The 16926-nt window shown below is 61.2% G+C and carries 18 protein-coding genes and 1 tRNA gene; 8 read left to right on the plus strand and 11 right to left on the minus strand.

All coding sequences use genetic code 11. From position 1 onward, the window contains the following. The first annotated feature begins 5 nt into the window (after positions 1 to 5). Positions 6 to 83, plus strand: a tRNA-Glu gene (locus JSV08_07585). 153 nt (positions 84 to 236) lie between these two features. Here JSV08_07585 and JSV08_07590 read toward each other — a convergent pair. From JSV08_07590 to JSV08_07610, 5 genes are read right to left on the minus strand one after another with little or no spacing between them, the layout of a single operon-like run. After that, positions 237 to 440 carry a DUF2892 domain-containing protein gene (locus tag JSV08_07590; GenBank protein ID UCF80364.1) on the minus strand — a complete coding sequence of 68 codons (204 nt, stop codon included), beginning with the start codon at positions 438 to 440 and terminating at the stop codon, positions 237 to 239. Positions 441 to 487: 47 nt separating this feature from the next. After that, on the minus strand, positions 488 to 3679 hold the full coding sequence (locus JSV08_07595) for an efflux RND transporter permease subunit (GenBank protein ID UCF80365.1): 3192 nt from the start codon (positions 3677 to 3679) through the stop codon (positions 488 to 490). A 5-nt stretch (positions 3680 to 3684) separates the two neighbouring features. Beyond that, positions 3685 to 4713: an efflux RND transporter periplasmic adaptor subunit gene (locus JSV08_07600; protein ID UCF80366.1), complete on the minus strand. Its 1029-nt coding sequence runs from the start codon at positions 4711 to 4713 to the stop codon at positions 3685 to 3687. Further along, entirely contained in the window at positions 4710 to 6050 is a 1341-nt protein-coding gene (locus tag JSV08_07605) for a TolC family protein (protein UCF80367.1), read from the minus strand. Before JSV08_07605 ends, JSV08_07600 begins: the two co-directional genes overlap by 4 nt. Next, entirely contained in the window at positions 6047 to 6397 is a 351-nt protein-coding gene (locus tag JSV08_07610) for a winged helix-turn-helix transcriptional regulator (protein UCF80368.1), read from the minus strand. The genes JSV08_07605 and JSV08_07610 overlap by 4 nt, the downstream gene beginning before the upstream one ends. A gap of 337 nt (positions 6398 to 6734) precedes the next feature. Here JSV08_07610 and JSV08_07615 point away from each other — a divergent pair, with 337 nt between their 5' ends. The 6 genes from JSV08_07615 to JSV08_07640 all read left to right on the plus strand — a co-directional run bounded on the left by JSV08_07615 (position 6735) and on the right by JSV08_07640 (position 10511). After that, positions 6735 to 7322 (plus strand): NAD(P)H-dependent oxidoreductase, encoded by a 588-nt coding sequence (locus JSV08_07615; protein UCF80369.1) that lies wholly within the window; start codon positions 6735 to 6737, stop codon positions 7320 to 7322. Positions 7323 to 7749: 427 nt separating this feature from the next. Continuing rightward, complete coding sequence (locus JSV08_07620) at positions 7750 to 8058, plus strand: RNA-binding protein (protein UCF80370.1); 309 nt, start codon at positions 7750 to 7752, stop codon at positions 8056 to 8058. Between the two features lie 183 nt (positions 8059 to 8241). Continuing rightward, positions 8242 to 8583: an ankyrin repeat domain-containing protein gene (locus JSV08_07625; GenBank protein UCF80371.1), complete on the plus strand. Its 342-nt coding sequence runs from the start codon at positions 8242 to 8244 to the stop codon at positions 8581 to 8583. A 105-nt stretch (positions 8584 to 8688) separates the two neighbouring features. After that, a complete protein-coding gene (locus JSV08_07630; GenBank protein ID UCF81862.1) occupies positions 8689 to 9441 on the plus strand; it encodes an ankyrin repeat domain-containing protein in 753 nt (250 codons plus the stop codon). Further along, positions 9438 to 10049, plus strand: coding sequence for an ankyrin repeat domain-containing protein (locus JSV08_07635; GenBank protein ID UCF80372.1), 612 nt, complete (start codon positions 9438 to 9440; stop codon positions 10047 to 10049). Before JSV08_07630 ends, JSV08_07635 begins: the two co-directional genes overlap by 4 nt. A 39-nt stretch (positions 10050 to 10088) precedes the next feature. Beyond that, on the plus strand, positions 10089 to 10511 hold the full coding sequence (locus JSV08_07640; GenBank protein ID UCF80373.1) for a GIY-YIG nuclease family protein: 423 nt from the start codon (positions 10089 to 10091) through the stop codon (positions 10509 to 10511). On the opposite strand, the gene JSV08_07645 is transcribed toward JSV08_07640, so the two are convergent. The 6 genes from JSV08_07645 to JSV08_07670 all read right to left on the minus strand — a co-directional run bounded on the left by JSV08_07645 (position 10457) and on the right by JSV08_07670 (position 16020). Next, positions 10457 to 10903 carry a hypothetical protein gene (locus JSV08_07645; GenBank protein UCF80374.1) on the minus strand — a complete coding sequence of 149 codons (447 nt, stop codon included), beginning with the start codon at positions 10901 to 10903 and terminating at the stop codon, positions 10457 to 10459. The genes JSV08_07640 and JSV08_07645 overlap by 55 nt on opposite strands. 228 nt (positions 10904 to 11131) lie before the next feature. Beyond that, positions 11132 to 12118 (minus strand): hypothetical protein, encoded by a 987-nt coding sequence (locus JSV08_07650; GenBank protein UCF80375.1) that lies wholly within the window; start codon positions 12116 to 12118, stop codon positions 11132 to 11134. A 144-nt stretch (positions 12119 to 12262) separates the two neighbouring features. After that, positions 12263 to 13315 carry an ankyrin repeat domain-containing protein gene (locus JSV08_07655; protein ID UCF80376.1) on the minus strand — a complete coding sequence of 351 codons (1053 nt, stop codon included), beginning with the start codon at positions 13313 to 13315 and terminating at the stop codon, positions 12263 to 12265. 52 nt (positions 13316 to 13367) lie between these two features. Further along, positions 13368 to 13670 carry a hypothetical protein gene (locus JSV08_07660; protein ID UCF80377.1) on the minus strand — a complete coding sequence of 101 codons (303 nt, stop codon included), beginning with the start codon at positions 13668 to 13670 and terminating at the stop codon, positions 13368 to 13370. Next, positions 13667 to 14383, minus strand: coding sequence for a hypothetical protein (locus JSV08_07665; protein ID UCF80378.1), 717 nt, complete (start codon positions 14381 to 14383; stop codon positions 13667 to 13669). The genes JSV08_07660 and JSV08_07665 overlap by 4 nt, the downstream gene beginning before the upstream one ends. Positions 14384 to 14415: 32 nt before the next feature. Beyond that, entirely contained in the window at positions 14416 to 16020 is a 1605-nt protein-coding gene (locus JSV08_07670; GenBank protein UCF80379.1) for a hypothetical protein, read from the minus strand. A gap of 74 nt (positions 16021 to 16094) precedes the next feature. Between JSV08_07670 and JSV08_07675 the strand changes: the two genes are divergently transcribed. Further along, positions 16095 to 16916, plus strand: coding sequence for a carbon-nitrogen hydrolase family protein (locus tag JSV08_07675; protein ID UCF80380.1), 822 nt, complete (start codon positions 16095 to 16097; stop codon positions 16914 to 16916). The last annotated feature ends 10 nt before the right edge of the window (positions 16917 to 16926 follow it).

Below are 16926 nucleotides of genomic sequence, written 5' to 3' on the forward strand. Positions count from 1 at the left end.
CAGCCGTCCCCGTCGTCTAGCCCGGCCCAGGACACCGCCCTTTCACGGCGGCGACACGGGTTCAAATCCCGTCGGGGACGCCAAATAACCCGGCTTATTCTCGGCGGCGGCACGGCCCCGACGCAAGGTGCGTCGGGGTAAAGCTTGCTTGGCGGCAGCCAAGGTTCAAATATTTCTCGCCTCAGGCGAGTTTATCCCGACTTCCAGTCGGGACCCGTCGGGGACGCACTCAACTTCTATCCGCACACCGTTTCGCGCTTGAGGCCGAGTTTCTGTAGGAACCACATCATGGGGCACCAGTGCGTGAACGCGCTCTGGATCTGGTTAAGACCCACGAACACGGTGAACAGGAACCAGTACGGGCTCACGTAGTAGCCCAGGGCGACCGAGGCGATCGTGAACGTGCCTGCGGCGAGTCGAAGTCCCTCATTAACGGTCATGGCGTTTCTCTCCGTAAGATGTTTTCAGGTTAATACTACCGGCCGTCTCATGCGCTCATTCCCTTATCCTTGCGATGGGCGTCGAAATACAGGAGCGGCACGGCGAACCGCGACAGGAGCGTCGAGGCGATCTCGCCCGTCATGAGCGAGATGGCTAGCCCCTGGAAGATCGGGTCGAAAAGGATGACGATGCTCCCGACGATCACGGCCGATGCCGTCAGGAGCATCGGGCGAAACCGCACCGCCCCCGCTTCCACGACGGCCTGCTCCACGCTCATGCCCTCCTTCTGCTTGAGCTGGATGAAGTCGACGAGGATAATCGAGTTGCGCACGATGATCCCCGCCCCCGCGATGAAGCCGATCATCGAGGTCGCCGTGAAGAACGCGCCGAACATCACGTGCCCCGGGACGATCCCGACCAGCGTGAGGGGGATCGGCGCCATGATCACGAGTGGCACCTTGAACGACTGGAACCACGCGACGACGAGGATGAAGATCAGGACGAGCACGACGCCGAAGGCGATGCCGAGGTCGCGGAAAACTTCGTACGTGATCTGCCACTCGCCGTCCCACTTCACGGAATACTCCGACGTGTCGAACGGCTGCGCCTTGAACCACTGCCGCATCGTGTAGCCCTCGGGGAGGACGTAGTCCTTGAGCTTCTCCTTCATGGCGAGGATGCCGTAGACGGGGCTCTCCTGGACGCCCGCCATGTCGCCGATCACGTACACGACCCTCTGCAGGTTTTTCCGGTACCGCGTCTGGTCCACCAGCGAGGGCCGCTCGCGCACGATGTCCTCGAGCGCGATCATGGAGCCGCCCTTCCCCGCGAGGCGGATGTTCTTCAGATCATCGACGCTCGATCGCTCCGCCTCCGGCAGGCGCAGCATCACGGGAACGTCCTCTTTCTCGCGGGGGAGGTGGACGAGGCCCGCGGGCATGCCCTCGAGGGCCGTGCGGAGGACCATCGCGGCGTGGTCGACCGCGACGCCGCGGAGCGCGGCCTTCTCCTGGTCCACCTCGAGGCGGATCTTCTCCTGCGGGGACTCGACGTACCAGTCGACGTCCACGACGCCCGGCGTTTCCTCGAATATCCTCTTTACGTCCGCCGCAATCTCCCGCTGCCGGTTCACGTCAGGGCCGTAGATCTCGGCGACGAGCGTCGAGAGCACGGGCGGCCCCGGCGGGATTTCCACGACTTTCACCGCGGCGCCGTGGCGGTCGGCCACGGCCTCGACGCGGGGGCGCATGCTCTTTGCAATCTCGTGGCTCTGGCGGTCCCGGTCGTGCTTCGCGACGAGGTTCACCTGGATGTCGGCGAGGTGCGGCTCCCTCCGCAGGAAGTAGTGGCGCACGAGGCCGTTGAAATTGAAGGGCGCGCTGTTCGCCACGTAGATCTGGTAGTTCGCAAGCTCGGGCAGATGCTCCACCATGGCGTCCGCCATCTCGCGCGCTACGCGCAGTGTCCGCTCGGCCGGAGTCCCCTCCGGCATATCGATAACGACCTGGAACTCGCTCTTGTTGTCGAACGGGAGCATCTTCACCCGCGCGGACCCGAAGTAGAACAGGCTCATCGCCGCAAGGAGCAGCACGACGACACCCCCGAAGAAGGCGAGCCGCAGTGCTCCCTTCCCGAGAAGGGGCCCCATGATCCGCCGGTAGACGCCGGTAAGGAAGTCTTCCCGCTTGTCCCTTCCGCCGCCGTGGCCCTTGACGTTTCGAAGCACGCGGTAGGACACCCACGGAGAAATCATGAAGGCGATCAGGAGGGAGAAGAGCATCGCCACGCTCGCCCCGACCGGAATGGGCTCCATGTACGGCCCCATCAGTCCCGTCACGAACGCCATCGGGAGGATCGCCGCGATCACGGCGAACGTCGCGAGGATCGTGGGGTTTCCCACCTCGTCCGTCGCCTCCACGGCGACCTTAAGTAGACTCTCCCCCTTGTCGCGGCGCGTGACGAAATGCCGGTGGATGTTCTCCACGACGACGATCGCGTCGTCCACGAGGATACCTATCGAGAAGATAAGCGCGAACAGGGTCACGCGGTTCAGCGTGTAGCCGTAGGCGTAATAGATGAACAGCGTCAGGGCGAGCGTCACCGGGATCGCCGTGCCCACGACGATCGACTCCCGCCAGCCAAGGGCTATCGCTATGAGAAGCACGACGGAGAACGTCGCGATGAGAAGGTGCTTTATCAGCTCCCGGGATTTCTCGGCTGCCGTCTCGCCGTAATCCCGCGTGACGGTCACGTTTATGTCCGAAGGGATGACCCGCCCCTTCAGCGCGTCCACCTTCTCGAGTATGGCGTGCGTGAGCTCGGTGGCGTTCGCCCCGGGGCGCTTCGAGGCGGAAAGCGTGACGGCCCCGACCAAGCCGTGCAGGCTCTTCCCCTCCCACGCCTCGCCCGCGCCGAAGAAGACGTATTCCCTCGGCTCCGCGGTTCCGTCCGAAACCTCGGCGACGCTGTCAAGGTGTACGGGGCGGCCGCCGGACACGCCGACCACGACGCGGCCTACCTCCTCCGCGCTCTCGAGGAACCGGCCCGTCTCGACGGCGATCACGGCATTGCCCCGCGTGTAATCGCCGCTCGACCAGAGCGTGTTCGCGTTCGTGATCTGCTGGTGTATCACCGCGGGATCCACGCCGTTTGCGGCCATCCGCGCGGCGTCGAGCTCGACTCGCACCTCGCGCGAGAGGCCCCCGTGGAGGTTCGTCTCGCTCACGTCGGGTATCTGCTTGATCTCCTCGTCCACCTGGAGGACGACCGCACGCAGCTCGGCCACGTCCGCCTCGCCCCAGAACGTCAGCGCGAGCACGGGGACGTCGTCGATAGTCTTCGAGAGAATCATCGGCGGGGAGGAGCCTTCCGGGAGCTCGTGCTGGAACGCATAGAGCTTGTTGCAGAGCCTAACGAGGCTGTCTTCGACGTCCTCCCCCACGTAGAAGCGGACGATGAGCAGCGCGCTCTCGGGGTTCGTGATGGAGTAGACGTACTCGACGCCGGGAATTTCCCAGATCTTCTTCTCCATGGGAATAGTGATCCGGTTCTCGAGCTCCCTCGAGTCGGCGCCGGGCCAGCCCACCATGACGTCCATCATGGGGACGACGATTTGGGGTTCCTCCTCCTTGGGAGTCGCCATGACCGCCGCGAGCCCGACGAGAAGCGCCGCGAGCACCACGAGCGGCGTGAGTTTCGAGTCGATGAAGAAGCGGGCCATCCTTCCCGCGAGACCCATGACTACTACTCCTCCGCGACGACGGGCTGCCCGTCCTTCAGCCCCTCCATGCCGCCGGTGACGATAACGTCACCCTGCTCGAGACCGGAGAGGATTTCCACTTCGCCGCCCTCGCTCTTGCCGACTCGCACCAGCTGGAATCGCGCCCTTCCGTCCTGCACGACGAACACGCCGTCGAGCGCCTCGTAGGACACCACCGCTTCCTGCGGGATAATCAGGCTGTGTGCGCTTCCCTCGGGAAGATCGAAGCGAGCCCGCGCCGTCATTCCGGGCTTCAGGACGCCGTCCTCGTTCGGGATCTCGATCTTCACATCGTACATCCTGCCCCCGCCGTTCGCCGAAGGGACGATCTCGCTCACCGCCGTCTCGAAGATTCTTTCAACGGCTTCCACTGAGACATCGGTGCGGTCGTCTTTTTCGATTCCGGAAATCCGGTTCTCGGGAACCGAGACGCGGGCCGTTACCTCGTCCAGATTCTCAACCGTCAGGAGATGCTGCCCAGGGCCGACGACGACCCCCTCGTCGGTCAGCTTCTTCGTGACGACACCGTCGAACGGGGCGTGCACGTCCTTGTAGCGGAGGATGTTGTCCACCTCCTCCTTGGACGCCTTCGCGCTCTCGTAGGCCGCCTCGGCCATGTCGAGCTCGCGCCGCGTGGCGGCACCCTCCGAGAAGAGCCTCTGGATGCGCTGGTACTGGGACTCGCGCTCCTTGAGCACGGCTTCCGCCTGCGCACGTTTCGCGGCGACGTCGCCCGCGTCGATCTCGACGAGCACCTGCCCCTTCTTCACGGACTGCCCTTCGGAGGCGTGGATACGCGTCACGCGCCCCATGATCTTGGTTCCAAGCGCGGCCGAGTCCTTGGCCTCGATCGTGCCGATGGCTTCAAAGGTCGCCGCGGCCTTCGACACGTCGATTCCCCGCGTCCGCACCGTGATCGGCGCCGCGGCTTCCTCTCGGCGTTCGGCTTCTCCGCCGCAACCGAGCGGAAGGAGGAGCAGGAATATGATCGGATACAAACGGTGTTTCTTCATGATGATGGGGTGTCCTTTCTGCTTCCTGTGACAAGATCGTAGTTGGCCCTGGCAATTTCGAGTTGATAAAGAGCGCTCGCGTACCGCATCTTGCTCTCGTGAAGCGCGAGTTCCCCGGCGAGAAGCTCGTCCACGGTCACCATGCCCTCGCCGTAGCGCTGGAAGAGGATCCGGTAGGCCTCCTCGGCGGGCTCGACGGCATCGCGCGCGATCTCCGCCTGGCGGTGCGCATCGTCGAGATCCCCCTCGGCGTGGAAGAGGTCGAGGGCCATGCCGCGCCTCATCTCCTCTAGTCTCAGCTCCTGGGCCCGGCGTTCGAGCCGGGCGGACGCGAGCCTCGCCCGGTCGGCTCCCCCGCGGAAGACGTTCAGCTGGAGCGATACGCCGAAGTAGTAATCGCCCTGGCCGTCGTTCCACAAGTCCTCGTGATTTCGCTCCCCGCCGGCGAACAGCACCGCGCGGGGAAGGAAGGCCGCTCTCGCCGCTTTCTCCGCACCCGAGAGCATCTTTCTTCTCGCCTGCTCCGCCATGTAATCGGCGCGGCCGGCGAGCATGCCTTCCATGTCGATTAAGCGCCTGGGCGGCGGTGCGACCTCGGAAAATTTCGTCGACAGCACGGGCACGGCCGAGTCGACGCCCATGAGCTTCACGAGTTTCCGGTAGGCGGTCGTACGATCGTGCTCCGCGCGGCTGAGATCCGACTCGTACGTCGCGCGCCGCACTTGGCACCGAAGCAGGTCGCTCTTGAGAACGAGACCGTCCTCGAAGAGCTGCCGGGTTCGTGCAAGCATGGCATCGGACGTCTCAAGGGCCTCCCGAGCGAGCGAGAGCCTCTCGTCTGCTAGAAGGCATGCGTAATACGCCTCCCGAACTTCGAAGACGAGGGCATCCCTGCGACGCTGCGACGCGTGCCGCGCGGCATCTGATCCCGCGCGCGCCGCTTCGTAGCCTCCCGCAACGGCCCCACCGGAGTAGAGCGGCTGGCGCACCTCAAGGCCGTAGCGGGAAGCGGAAACGGGGTCCGGATCGTTGATCGCGGCGGGCGCGAAATCCGCCATCGTGAAACCGCCGTAGCTCATCTTCCCCATGAAGGCATAACCCGGCACCGTCGTCTCCTGCGTGGTAATCGACAGGTCCAGCCTGGGAAACCACGCTGCTCGCGCCGCCTCGACGCCGTGGGCCGCCGCGTCGCCTTCCAGCTCGGTAGCCTTCAGGGCGGGGTTGTGCGCAACAGCGAGATCGATCGCCTCCTTGAGCGAAAGCTCATCCGCCTCCAGCAGCGGGGCGGCGATAGTGGCAATCAGGAATGCTGCGGGAAGGAAACGAGCTACGTTCATGACGACCTCCTTTGCCTGCGCTTCATGGAGCGCGCGACGAGCGCGGACTCCTTGATCCGATCGCTCACGGAACTGCAGACGATGTCGCATATCTTGGGGATGCGCGGATCAGAGAGGGAGTAGATGCTCTTGCCGTTGTTCCGCTCGACTCCGACGAGTCTCGACGTCCTCAGCATGGAAAGATGCTTCGAGACGTTCGCCTGCCGCATCGCCGTCACCTCAACTATCTCTTTCACGCACATGGGCTCGCGGCAGAGTGCCTGAAGGATTAGGAGGCGGTTCGGCTCGCCCATCGCCTTGAAGATTGTGCTCACTTGTTTCAGCATTTCAGGGGGTAGGGCTTTCATTGTTATCTCCTTATAGCTATATGGTTATATAGCAATCTACATGCACAAAAAGGAGCTTGTCAAGGAGGATCCTCATTATTTTTCCCCCTTATGTTCCAATCCCCCTAGGGGGGTGAAGATAGCTACTAAGCGGCGGCACGGCCCCGCCGAAGCCGTCCGGGGCACCCCTACGAGGCATCCGCAGCGGTTCTTTCTTAAACGCTTCCGATTGTATGGCATTGGCTCTCTCTCCGGTTGTCGTTGAGTATGTTACGAGAAGCATGCTCGTTGACTCCAGCAACCACCTAAGATAACCTTACCCGAAAGACCATCGACACCCCCTGGAGGCGAGGAACATATGAAGAACGTGTTTATTATCAACGCTCACGAGCACCACCCCTTTTCAGAAGGAAAGCTGAACCGGACGCTGGTCGATATGGCCAGGAGCCATCTGGAGAAGAAAGGGTACGACGTCAAGGTCACGACCATGAAGGATTCCTACGACGTGGAGGAGGAAGTGGAGAAACACGTGTGGGCCGACGCCGTCATCCTGCAGACGCCGGTCTATTGGATGGGCGTTCCCTGGAGCTTCAAGAAATACATGGATTGCGTGTACTCGGCGGGAATAGAGGGGGAGTTATGCGACGGTGACGGGCGTAGCGACCCGTCCAAGCAGTACGGCACCGGCGGCTCTCTCGAAGGCAAGAAGTACATGCTGTCGCTCACCTTCAACGCCCCGAAGGAAGCCTTCGACGACCCCGATCAATATCTCTTTCAGGGCGGGAGCGTCGACGATCTCTTCTGGCCCATGCACATGACTTTCCGATTCTTTGCCATGACGCCCCTGGAGACGTTCGTATGCTATGACGTGATAGAGGATCCCGATGTGAAAAACGATTTTAAACGCTTCGAGAAGCACCTTGATAAACAATTTCCCGCTCTGTAAACCGGGAAAAGGAGAACGCCATGATAAAACCGGGGACGAGGGAATGACGGGGCGGCGGCGAGTAGAAGCTATTGGAGACCCCAAACACCCTCCCAAGGTGTTTACCATGTAGTGAACCTATACACCCACTTGACAAACGCTTCCGGGCGGTGTATACTGTATTCTTCCACTCTGGTGGGAGGTTAACCAAATTCTGCACGCAACTGGTAGATTCGGGTGGATTAAGGACGGACGTTCATTTTCGTTTTTCCATTTCCTTTCGAAACGCTGGGAGGCGGTTGGAGTCCCGTGAGAAAATAGCGGGCTCAAGGTACGCCGCACGCGGAAGCCGCGAGCGGACAATCGCCGATTGTGTGGGAGTTGATGGAAGGGACGACCTTTCCATCGTGTAAAGGACCATAAGAGACGAAAAGGAACGAAAACGAACATGAAACTCTACGTAGGAAACATGTCCTTCGACATAACGGAGGACGCGCTTCGAAAGGAATTCGAACCCCACGGAGAAGTGGCCTCGGTGGCCATCATCACGGACAAATTCACGAGCCGGCCGCGGGGCTTCGGGTTCGTGGAAATGAACGACGACGAGCAGGCCAAGGCTGCCATCAAGGCCCTGAACGAAAAGGAAGTCTTGGGGCGCAAGATTAAGGTGAACGAGGCCCGGCCGCGAGAGGAAGGAGCCCGTGGCGGCGGCGGTCGTGGCGGTGATCGCGGCGGAAACAGAGGCAACCGCTGGTAGCTGCGAAGCCGTATTTTCTCGACAAAGGCGGCCCCGTCAAGGCGGGGCCGCTTTTCATGGCGGCGACGCGGCCGCGAGAAGAAGGGGGGCCGGAGCCGAGGAGCACTTCGGCCCCTAAAAATGAAAACTCCGCGAGCATCGAGCCGCTTGCAACGCCCCTGCGCTCCATCTTAGAGTCCTCCCATGGCCTTCAAAGTCACCAAGGATTTCCCTGAAGCCCATTCCCCGGGAGGGAACGGCTTCCACGACGTGATGTTCCCTTGTTTGCGAACTCTCGCTTTCCTGCTCCTGCTCCCGCTGCTTTTCGCGCAGGCGGCCTACGGAGGCATCAACAAAAAACTCCTCAAAGCGGCAAAGGCCGGCGACACTGCAACAGTGGAGCAATTACTTGGAAAGGGCGCGGACGTGAATGCGAGGAACAAATTTAGCGGGACAGCCTTAGGGCTTGCAAAAGGCAACGTGGAAATCATCTCTCTCCTTCTCCTTTCAAAAGAAATGACGCTCGAAAAAAATCCCGCACCGTAAACTTGACCCCGCACCCTGCTCATGGCAGCCTAGCCCTTCGCCCGGGCAACGCGCCGCCCAGTGCGCAATCCAAAAAATAAGGAGAAAACTATGAAGCAAGTAAAAATGTTTCTCTGGATAGCCCTTCTCTTACCATTCACGGCATCAGGTATGAACCCGAACACGGAGGACGAGGACAGCTGGACCGCCCTAATGAAAGCAGCATGGGAGGGCCACGCCGAGACGGTAAAAGCCCTGCTTGACACCGGCGCGGACGTGAATGCGAAGGACAAAGACGGCGAGGCCGCCCTGATGAAAGCAGCATGGGAGGGCCACGCCGAGACGGCAAAAGCCCTTATTGATGCAGGCGCGGATGTGAACGCGATAGACAAATACGGCCGGACCGCGCTGACGGTTGCAGCACGGGAAGGCCACATCGAGACAGTAAAGACCCTGATTGACGCCGGCGCGGACGTGAATGCGAAGAACCAATACAGCTGGACCGCGCTGACGGTTGCAGCACGGAAAGGCCACGCCGAGACGGTAAAGACCCTGATTGACGCCGGCGCGGACGCGAACGCGAAGGACAAACGCGGCAAGACCGCCCTGATGTATGCAGCGAAGTCGGGCCGCATCGACATGGTGAAGACCTTGATAGAGGCAGGTGCGGACATAGATGCGGTGGAAAGAGAAGTTGGCGCAACCGCCCTGATGTTTGCAGTATGGAAGGGCCACACCGAGACGGTGAAAACCCTGATTGACGCGGGCGCGGACGTAAACGCGAAGCAAGAAGACGGTATGACTGCCCTGGGGGCTGCGGAATCCAAAGGCCACACCGAGATTGTGGAGATTCTCAAACAGGCCGGTGCGAAAGAATGACAATAACGAGGCTTCCCTTTAAGGCAATTCTATTTCTGCTCCCGCTGCTTTTCGCGCAGGCGGCCTACCCAGTCGGGCGCGGCGGGGACATCAATTCGAAACTTCTCGCAGCGGCGGAGGCCGGTGATACCGCCGAAGTGGAAAAATTGCTTGAGCAGGGCGCGGACGTGAACGCGGGAAAAGTGGACGGCAGGGCTGCCCTGATGTGGGCGGCGGATGCGGGCCACGCCGATTCGTGTGAGCTGAAACGTCGAGGGGATCACACTGAGACGGTGAATGTCTTGATTAATGCAGGTGCCGACGTGAACGCTAAGGACGAAGACGGCTGGACCGTCCTGATGGAGGCAGCATGGGAGGGCCACACTGAGATGGCGAAAGCCCTGCTCGACAAAGGCGCGGACGTGAACGTGAAAGAAAACAAAATCGGCAGAACCGCCTTGATGGTTGCGGCGGAATTGGGCCGCACCGAGACGGTGAAGGCTATGATTGGTAAGGGCGCGGACGTGAACGCGAAGGACAAGAATGGCAAATCTGCTCTTATGCTTGCGGCAGAGAAAGGCCACACCGAGATTGTGGAGATTCTCAAACAGGCCGGGGCGAAGGAGTGACGGGGCGCCGCGGCGGAGCGGCCTTTCGGTGACAAATGTATGAAGGGCGTTTACTGCCTGCAGATTTGCGTCCGGAAAAGCACGAGGGTGAAAACGGGCGCGCTCGGCATTCTCCGTTTCCCCGCCGGAAGATACATCTACGTCGGCTCGGCCCAGAACGGCCTCGAGAAGAGACTACAGAGGCACCTGTCCGCGCGGAAGACGCTCCACTGGCACGTCGATTACCTGCTAGCGAGCCGGAACGCCAAGGTGGAAAGAATTTTCTACCTGAAAGCGGGAAAAGACGAGGAGTGCAAAACGGCGGCCGCGCTGGCGAGGACGGAGGAGGCGGTGGAGGGGTTCGGCAGCTCGGACTGCGGGTGCGCTTCGCATCTGTTCCGCCTGAAGTCACAGGCTGCCGATGTCTTCTACTCAGGGGGAGTGACCGACCAGTCCTCCAGATGGGCGGGGTTCTCTAAATAATACTCGTACATCCCGACGAATCTTTCCGAGTATTTTCCCAGGTCTTTTATCTCGCTGAAATCGGGAGGGTACGTGTTTTCAAATAGCTCCCCGTAATAATTCTCGTAGAGTATCGCCTTGAACAAGAGGTCCCGCTTTTCCCCGTCCAGCCCGTACGCGTTTTCCAGCACGAAGGCGGGGTCGGCTTCAAAAATCGCGGCCAGGGCGACCGACAAGCCTTCGGAGACGTAACCGTCGCTCACGGAAAAGAGATCGATGAGCCTGTGCAGCGATTTCGCGTCCCCCTGGAGCGCGTTTTTCTCCAGTTCGCCGATGACCTTGAATACTCCCGCGCCACCGTATTTTCCGTCGAGCTCGTGAAGATCTGTTTCATAAAGAATATGGGCATTCATCGTCATGGTTTTTGGGGATGGTGCATGATTCGGTTCAGCGCTCTCCCGGGAGCACGACATGCAGAATACCGCCAATAAGCAGAGTAAACTTTTCATGAGGAATGAAAGGCTAAAGGCGCGATGCGCTTGCTTCATCGCTTCCGGTGCGGCGCGCGTTCCGTGATCCCGCGAGGGCGATTATAAAACAGGCATCCGCCGCAATGGACGGCCGGGTGCTTGCGTAATTTTCTACTCGCCTTTTTCCGCCTTCGGCTTCTTTCCGTAATCGAATTCGTATTCCCGCGTCTCTTTCGTCACGGCGGTTACTAATCCGTGCTCCGGAACGTCCATCTGTGCTTTTACGGTCCGCTCGATTCTCTCCGCGTATATCAACATCGTGGCCGGGTCGATGAGGCGCTCGCCGCTTCCGGCAACTTCCATGCCGGACACCTCGGCCTCCATTTCGGCCCCGGCGGCCTTGGAAAGATCGCCGAGAGTTTTTCCGACGAGCTTCTCCAGGGCGGCGGGTTTGGAATGGTAGAAAAACTCGACCCGGAGGCAGTTCGAGCCGCCGCACTCTTTCTCTTCCGTGAACTTGGTCGCCGTATGGAAGACGACCGTTTTTCCCGTCGGAAGCGGAAACTCTTCGGTATCCGTCCATACGTCACCCAGTTCGACGGTGCGCCCGATGAAGTTTCCGATCCGGCCGTTCCATTCCGCTTCTTCCTTGTTGGCCATGTTGGCTATGGCCTCTTCCGTAAGGAGCGCGGAAAGCATCTGGGCCATTTGCGGGTCGAACTTGTCTTGGATCCGTTTCTTCAGCGCGTCGAACCCCCCGACGGCGGCGAGGCGGCCTTCCCTGTCCAGCTCGTGGGTTATTTCCAGGCCCTCCATCACGGACATGGCGGGGTGGCGGAACGCCTGTCCGTCACGCGTCATGACGGTGGAGAGAAGTTTCGCCGTGGCCGTGTAGCCGGCCGGCTTTTTTCGGATCGCGATTTGCGCCTTCGAGACGTTCACGTCCGTCTGCTTGCGCAGCTCCCCCATTTCCTGCACTTTGGTTATGGTCAGCGTCTGGGAAAATTCGATTCCATCCGGCGGGTTGAAGCGGAACGTGTACTTCTTCGAGGAATCTTTCTCGGCGCCGATGGAAAAACAGCAAGCCACCGCGAAGGCGGAAATCCCGCCGAGGACGACGCTCCGCCGGCTCCTCGTGAACATGGTCGAGATATACATGCAAACCTCCGTTTCGAACCGGTTAATGGATTGGCTTTAGGCGCGGCGCTTTCACTCAGGGGAGAGTGTAGCACACAAGCGGTCGGGGGTCGACAGTGGGCGGACTTGCTCCGGTCTCCTGCCTGTAGCTCCGCTGCACCGCTCTTACTCGTTGATGTCGCACGACACGTACACTTCGCGCGGCGGCCGGTCCAGCTGCACGACGAGGGCCTTGCGCTTCATGGGGAAAATGCCGTGCCCCAGGCTCGTATGATGCACCAGCAATTTCCCCGCGCGCCGGTACAGGGCAAACTCGCCCGTATCTTTATTGTAGAAAAGCCCGCGCACCAGGAAAAATCTTTTTTCCGCTTGGATGGGCAGCACCGCGCCGGCCCATTCACGCGCCTCGGCCTCCGCAATCTCCGTGAACGCCGATTCCTTCAAGCGCGCTTGGGCGCGCTCCTGCTCGGACTCCGCGACGGCGGTGAACGCCTCGCGGGAAAGGGGATGCTCGTAGAATTCGATGTAAGAGATTTCCTCGGGCTCGCGATACCAAGAGTCTTGTACTGTGGGGAGAGTTTCGATCCCGAGGTGTTTGCGGAGCAGCAACACCACGTTTATATGCTCTTCCGCCGCCGCGACCTTCAGGGGCGTATTTCCATGGGCTTCCTGGGCGTCGGCGTCCGCCCCGGCTTCCAGCAGGACCTGAGCGGCGTCCGCCCAGCCCATTCCTGCGGCGTGGAACAGCGGCGTGGCGCCGCTGTCGTCCCGGACGTTGGGATCAGCGCCCCGCGCCAGCAGCATCCTGATGATCTCCACCCGTCCATCCACCGCGGCAAGGTGGAGGAGCGTTTGGCCGTGAGGATTCTTCTCGTGAACGTCCACGCCTTCGTCGAGGAAACGCTCCAGGATCTCCCGGTGCCCCTGCATGACCGCCACTTCCGCTTCCGACGGTTTCCCGGACTTGCGCTCCACGCGGGCGCCGTGGGCGAGAAGGATTTCTACGATCTCCTTGTTTCCCCGCTGCACCGCTCTTGCGAGCACCGTCCGGCCTTTCCCGTCGGCGGCGTTCGCGTCGGCTCCGCCGTCGAGAAGACGCTTGACCCGCTCCGCGTCGTCCCGGCGGACGGCTCTAAGCAGCGCGCCGTCGGAGTCGCCCGGGCAGTTCCAGGCCAAAATCATGGCGGAGGCAAGAAGACAAAGGCTCGTGTGTTTCATGCGATTTTCTCCTTATCAAGCTTCGCGGTTTTTTCCAGACGTTCTACGTTCTTCAGAGTCCGAAATGCTCCCTCACCTGGGTTTGCAGGGCCGCGAAGGCGCGGTTGTGCCTCTCGCCCCACTCGCCCTGCCGGTAGTAGTCCGAAAGAGTCTTGTCCGTCTGCGGGTCCACGATGATTCCGGCCGCGTCCCGCGCGGGCATGCCCCGGTGCAGAGCGACGAGCCAGCCCGTAATGACGGCGAGGTCTTTCAGGTACACCGGCCAGTCGTCCGCGTAGGTCGTTGCGCCGAGGCAGTCCCACACGACGGCCGCGAAGTCCAGAATCTTTTCCTCGAGCCAGCGGCGGTCGCTCACGGCGCGAGCCCGAGGGGGAAGCTTTTTCCCGCCATGAACCGGCCCCGCACGGCCGCGAGCCAGAGGAGGCGCTCGTCCAGCCGGCCGCGGGTCTCGGCGGGCATCCGGATATCGAAACGCCTGCGGCCTCTGCCGTAAACTACGTCGCCCAGTATCGCTTCCTGAGCGTCGCGGATTTCCACCAGCGGGTTTTTTGTTTGAACGCCTCCCGCGGCGGAGTGGGGCGGGGGCGAGAGGACGCACGCGACGCCCCCCGTGCCGACCTCGACGACGAGCTTCGACTCCTCCTCGTCCGCCCAGCGGATGCGGCCGATGGGCCTCAAGTCCGCCGACAGGACGTGGAGTGCACCTTCCTGATTCTCGCCCAGCGTGAAAAGTTTTTCCCCCGTTCGCGGATCGGCGGCGTATTGCACCTGCTCGGTGATTCTGAGCAGGACGTAGAGCGCCCCGCCGGCCGCCCCGAGCAGGAGGATGACCGCCGCGCGGACGAGCCCGGACTGCGCCTCCCCCCACTCCGTGCGGTGCATTATGAGCAGCCCCGCGAAGACGCCGATGAGCATCAGGACGGCCAGGCGGTTAAGAAGGAAAATACCGCCGTAGCTCCGCTTCAGGCGCAGCACGGCGACGCGCGCGCCGTGCTCGTCGAGCACGGAAAAAATCTCGCGGACGAGCGAGAACGCGCGGCGCCGGATCGAGAAGTACGGCTTTTCCATGAGATAAGTTCACGGAAGCTTCGAAAGATCTGTCAGGGCTCCGCTTCCGTTTCCTCTTCGAGCTTGAGGATGAGCAACCTGATCTGGTTCAGGATGCGGGGGTGCGTCAGGGGATTCTTTTCCAGGTACTTCTTGAGACTCGCCACCGCCTCCGCGGTTTTTCCCTGCTTCAGATGGACCATTCCCAATTCGTCATAAGGCTCCGGCCACTCCGGAACCGCCGCGATGACCTTTTGGAACTCGCGGACGGCCTCCTCGTAGCCCGAGGGGCCCAGCGCCGCGGCGGCCTTTCCCTTGTCGAAATTTTCTCGAACCTTTTCCACCTTGGCCATCATCTCCGCCAGGGGCTCGACCACGTCCCGAATCTTTTCTACGTCTTGCCGCATCCCGTCCGGCGCCTCGGTCTCGCTCAGCTTTTTCAAGATCGCCGCAAAATCGAAGCCGTCGTGAATGGGCCGGGTGTACACGCCGTTCATAAGCCTTGCCCTTGTCTCCGGCGGAAGCTCGGAGAGCGCGTCCAGCGTAAGCCGGGCGTCGTTTTCAAAATTTTCCCAGAGCATCTCGTCATGGATCCGCTCCGAGACTACCGCCAGACCGACGCCGTAGGGCCCGAGGGTCGACGCCATCAGGGCCTTCAGGAAAGTTTTGTTCCCCGCGAGGGCGTACGCATGAACTCTATGATGCGCTTTCCCGAAGGCGCCGTCGGCTTCCAGGGCTATGGTTTCGTCGCTGTCGTAGTTGTAGATTCTTTCGAAAACGCGCAGGAATTCCTCCTGCCGCTCCTTCGAGTCGGGCGCTTCGTCCAGCCGTGCAAGCGCGTCCCCGGTTTCGCGCTCCAGGCGCGACAGCTCGTCGGAATACCGGGAGGATTCGGCGCCGCCGGGCTCCTGCTCCCGGTAGCTTCCCTCCTTCAAGGTAAACTCCCCGCCGTCGGACTCGAACACGATGGGAGCGTCGCCGATTCGCAGGATTTCCCGCTCTCCCAGTCCGCCGGGGTCCAGCGCGAGGTCCGCTCGGAACTCGACCACCCACTTGCCGTTCTCCCGTTTGGCCGTGCAGTACGGCGTCGGGTCGACGGCGAACTCTTCCTCGTCAAAGGCGGCCGCGTCGATCGAGCCCAGCTCAACGAGCTCGCCGTCCGATATCTCGCATGCCAGCAGCCCCCAGGGGTATTCCGTCCCGAGCTCCGCGAGGATCAGCACTTTTTCCTTTTCCCGGCCCGTGAAAAACACCGGCTCCAGAATGTAGGAGTCGCCCATGCCCCTTGTTCGACCCATCTCTTCGTAACCTTCCTTCGTTTTCTTGACCAGGAAGAGCCGCTTCCCGAAGTCTTTCTCCGTATCCCCGGAAAGAGCCATGGACACCACTACGTGGTCCGCCATGCCGGGAACGCGGCAAAAAACGGGGACCGCTGCGCGTCTTTCGGAAAAATAGTCGTACAGGCCCTTCGCCTCCTCCGCCGACAGTTTGTTGTCGTATTCGTAAATCTCGTCGCCGTCTTCCACCCTGACCATCTCGGGGACATGTTTCCGGAGAGCGACGGGAGCACCCGCCGCCGCCTCGCCGCCGGGGGGCGCCGAACACGAGACGCCGCAGACGAAGGCGGCGAGGAACAGGGCGAGGATTCCTTTGCGCATGGGCTCGCGGGAATTATATCAGAAATTTTGTGGAGAATGTTTCTCCTTCCTTCTTGCTATATACTCCTCATGCTATGAAGCTCAAGATAGCCGTGGTACAGTTTCGAATCAGGAATTACCGCCCCGAAGAGAATCTGAAAAGAGCCGAAAAGTTCGTCGAGAGGGCAAAAAAATCCAGGGCGAACATCGTCGTCTTCCCGGAGGATTTCGTTACGGGCCCCATCGAAAAGAGGACAATGCTCGCCGACCCGAAGCACGAGTACAGGAAATTCTTTCAGCGTCTCGCGAGGAGGCATAAAATCGACGTCGTGCCCGGCTCGGTAATCGAGAAAGATTCCTCTAAGCTGCACAACACCGCGTACTACATCGCGTCCGGCGGGAAGGTGCTTTCGAGGTACAGGAAGGTGAACCTGTGGCACCCGGAGAGGAAAAGCTTCACCCCCGGCCGCAAGGTTTCGGTATTCGGCACGAGGTACGGCAAAGTAGGATTGGTTATCTGCTGGGACCTGATATTTCCCGAAATTTTTCGGAAGATGGCCGCAAGGGGCGTCGAGATAGTGATTTGCCCCAGCTACTGGCTCGCCGGGGACGCCGGGGTCGGGCTGAGGCACAACCCGGACGCGGAGGTCGAGTCGGTGGACTCGCTGTGCGTGGGGCGGGCCTTCGAGAACGAAATTATCCTCGTTTTCTGCAACGCCGCCGGACGGCCGCGCACCGGCAAGCGTACGGAGAGGCTGATCGGGCACTCGCAGATCGCGGTCCCCTTCAAGGGCGCGGTAAAGAGATTACCTCACAACCGCGAGGCCATGTTCGTACAGGAGGTGGACACGGCCATCCTGAAAGACGCCGAAAGGGCCTACAAGATCAGAGAGGATTTGAAGAAAAGAGCGCGATAGGCCAGGGGCC

This window comes from Acidobacteriota bacterium (assembly GCA_020349885.1).
Lineage (GTDB): Bacteria > Acidobacteriota.

What these genes read in the sequence shown, in the direction of transcription:
- JSV08_07590 (UCF80364.1), bottom strand. Translation starts at nt 440, where the DNA reads ATGACCGTTAATGAGGGACTTCGACTCGCCGCAGGCACGTTCACGATC.
- JSV08_07595 (UCF80365.1), bottom strand. Translation starts at nt 3,679, where the DNA reads ATGGGTCTCGCGGGAAGGATGGCCCGCTTCTTCATCGACTCGAAACTC.
- JSV08_07600 (UCF80366.1), bottom strand. Translation starts at nt 4,713, where the DNA reads ATGAAGAAACACCGTTTGTATCCGATCATATTCCTGCTCCTCCTTCCG.
- JSV08_07605 (UCF80367.1), bottom strand. Translation starts at nt 6,050, where the DNA reads ATGAACGTAGCTCGTTTCCTTCCCGCAGCATTCCTGATTGCCACTATC.
- JSV08_07610 (UCF80368.1), bottom strand. Translation starts at nt 6,397, where the DNA reads ATGAAAGCCCTACCCCCTGAAATGCTGAAACAAGTGAGCACAATCTTC.
- JSV08_07615 (UCF80369.1), top strand. Translation starts at nt 6,735, where the DNA reads ATGAAGAACGTGTTTATTATCAACGCTCACGAGCACCACCCCTTTTCA.
- JSV08_07620 (UCF80370.1), top strand. Translation starts at nt 7,750, where the DNA reads ATGAAACTCTACGTAGGAAACATGTCCTTCGACATAACGGAGGACGCG.
- JSV08_07625 (UCF80371.1), top strand. Translation starts at nt 8,242, where the DNA reads ATGGCCTTCAAAGTCACCAAGGATTTCCCTGAAGCCCATTCCCCGGGA.
- JSV08_07630 (UCF81862.1), top strand. Translation starts at nt 8,689, where the DNA reads ATGTTTCTCTGGATAGCCCTTCTCTTACCATTCACGGCATCAGGTATG.
- JSV08_07635 (UCF80372.1), top strand. Translation starts at nt 9,438, where the DNA reads ATGACAATAACGAGGCTTCCCTTTAAGGCAATTCTATTTCTGCTCCCG.
- JSV08_07640 (UCF80373.1), top strand. Translation starts at nt 10,089, where the DNA reads ATGAAGGGCGTTTACTGCCTGCAGATTTGCGTCCGGAAAAGCACGAGG.
- JSV08_07645 (UCF80374.1), bottom strand. Translation starts at nt 10,903, where the DNA reads ATGAATGCCCATATTCTTTATGAAACAGATCTTCACGAGCTCGACGGA.
- JSV08_07650 (UCF80375.1), bottom strand. Translation starts at nt 12,118, where the DNA reads ATGTATATCTCGACCATGTTCACGAGGAGCCGGCGGAGCGTCGTCCTC.
- JSV08_07655 (UCF80376.1), bottom strand. Translation starts at nt 13,315, where the DNA reads ATGAAACACACGAGCCTTTGTCTTCTTGCCTCCGCCATGATTTTGGCC.
- JSV08_07665 (UCF80378.1), bottom strand. Translation starts at nt 14,383, where the DNA reads ATGGAAAAGCCGTACTTCTCGATCCGGCGCCGCGCGTTCTCGCTCGTC.
- JSV08_07670 (UCF80379.1), bottom strand. Translation starts at nt 16,020, where the DNA reads ATGCGCAAAGGAATCCTCGCCCTGTTCCTCGCCGCCTTCGTCTGCGGC.
- JSV08_07675 (UCF80380.1), top strand. Translation starts at nt 16,095, where the DNA reads ATGAAGCTCAAGATAGCCGTGGTACAGTTTCGAATCAGGAATTACCGC.